Source organism: Streptomyces lonarensis (assembly GCF_012033735.1).
GTDB lineage: Bacteria > Actinomycetota > Actinomycetes > Streptomycetales > Streptomycetaceae > Streptomyces > Streptomyces lonarensis.
The window spans coordinates 1-1721 of sequence record NZ_JAAVJD010000444.1; the positions used below are offsets into that span (position 1 = coordinate 1).

The 1721-nt window shown below is 77.7% G+C and carries 2 pseudogenes; one reads left to right on the top strand and one right to left on the bottom strand.

The features are described 5' to 3' along the window. Positions 1 to 334 precede the first annotated feature (334 nt). Positions 335 to 1315, bottom strand: a pseudogene (locus tag HCN56_RS25410) (putative bifunctional diguanylate cyclase/phosphodiesterase); the annotation flags it as partial. A 312-nt stretch (positions 1316 to 1627) separates the two neighbouring features. Between HCN56_RS25410 and HCN56_RS27490 the strand changes: the two are divergent. Next, positions 1628 to 1721: pseudogene (locus HCN56_RS27490) on the top strand (amidase family protein); the annotation flags it as partial.

Here is a 1721-nt window from a genome sequence, read left to right on the forward strand (position 1 = left end):
GTGCCGGGGCGCCACCATGCGCGGGGGCCACCCGGCGGAAGCGGCGGGACGGGCGGCCGTGCAGCACGCCGGGGTGGTGCCGCCCCTCGTCGTGCCGGCGAGGCCGCTGCGGGGCGACGCCACCGGAACGGGCCCGCGACGCCCGCTGCGCTCCGTACGGTCCTCAGAGCGGGGTCGAGACCCCGCGCCCGGCCCGCGACGCCCGCTGCGGCGCTCCGCCGCGTTTCCGGGAACGCCCGAACACGACCCGGGACGAGAGCGTCCCTGCGCCGCGCGGCTGACCGTGTCTGGCGCCGCGGGCTGATCCGGCACGGGTCTCCACGACGCGCCCGGCTCAGGGGGTCGGGTGTGCGGGGTCCTGCGTGCTCCGGAGCCGGCCCCGCCCCGGGGTGGGGGCGGGTGCCGGCCCCCCGTCGGCGACGGTGGGAGGGTGGTGGTCGCGGAGCCATCGGGTGGTCCGGGAGGCGGGCATGGCGGGCGCGAGCAGCCACCCCTGGACGGCGTCGCACCCGAGGTCGCGGAGGCGGTTCCATGTCTCGCCGTCCTCGACGCCCTCCGCGACGACGGCGAGGCCGAGCGAGTGGGCGAGTTCAACGGTGCACCGGACGATCTCCGCGTCCTCCCCGTCCTCGGCGAGCCGGGCGACGAACGCCCGGTCGATCTTCAACTCGCTGACCGGGAGTCGGCGCAGGTGGACAAGAGAGGAGTAGCCGGTGCCGAAGTCGTCCAGCGACATGCGCACGCCGTGCCCGGTGAGGCCGGCGAGGGTGTCCGCCGCCTGCTGCGGGTCGTCCAGCAGGACGTGCTCGGTGATCTCCAGTTGCAGCGCTCCCGCGGGCACGCCGTGGCGCGCCAGGCGTGCCGCGACCGCCCCGGCGAAGCCCGGAGTGTGGACATCGCGGGGCGAGACGTTGACGGCGACGGGCACGGCGATGCCGTCGGTGCGCCACCGCGCGACCTGCGCGAGCGCGGTCTCCAGGACGTAGTCGGTGAGGCGGGGCATGAGCCCGGAGGACTCGGCGACCGCGATGAACTCGTCCGGCGCGACCCTGCCCCGCTCGGGGTGGTCCCAGCGCACGAGCGCCTCCAGCCCTGCGACGGAGCCGTCGAACCGCACTTTCGGCTGGTAGTGCAGCCGCACCTGGCCGTTGTCGAGTGCGGCTCGCAGGTCGCCGAGCAGCGCGAGTCGCCCCGGCGTGTGGCGGTCGCGCGAGCGGTCGTACACCTCCACCGCCGGGCGGCCTGACCGCTTGGCCTCGGAGAGGGCGACATCGGCCTGGCGCAACAGCGCCTCCGCCGCGCGTGCGCCCGGCGGCGCCTCCTCGGGGTGGCGGGTGCGCGGCGAGCGTCCGCACGGCCCCCGTCCCGGTCGGGGCACGGCGGGATGCGGCGTGGCGGTGAGCCGTGACAGGGCGGCGCCCCCGTCACCGGGCGGCGCGGTGTCCCAGCCGGGGCGGCCGGGCTCGTCGAGCGGACCGCAGTGGTGTCCGGAGGCCGTCGGCACGACGGCCGCAACGGGCTGCGGCGGGGCAAGGGCGGCTGCCGGCGGCTCGGAGGGCCGGGGCGGAACAGCCGGTGGTGCGGCGGGGCGGGGCGGAACAGCCGGTGGTGCGGCGGGGCGAGGCGGAGCGGCGGAGGCCGGACCGGCAACCCGTGGGACCTCACCCGCATCCCCGGCGGCTCCGGTGGTGGCTCGTCCGCAGCCATCGCCTCCTACCAGG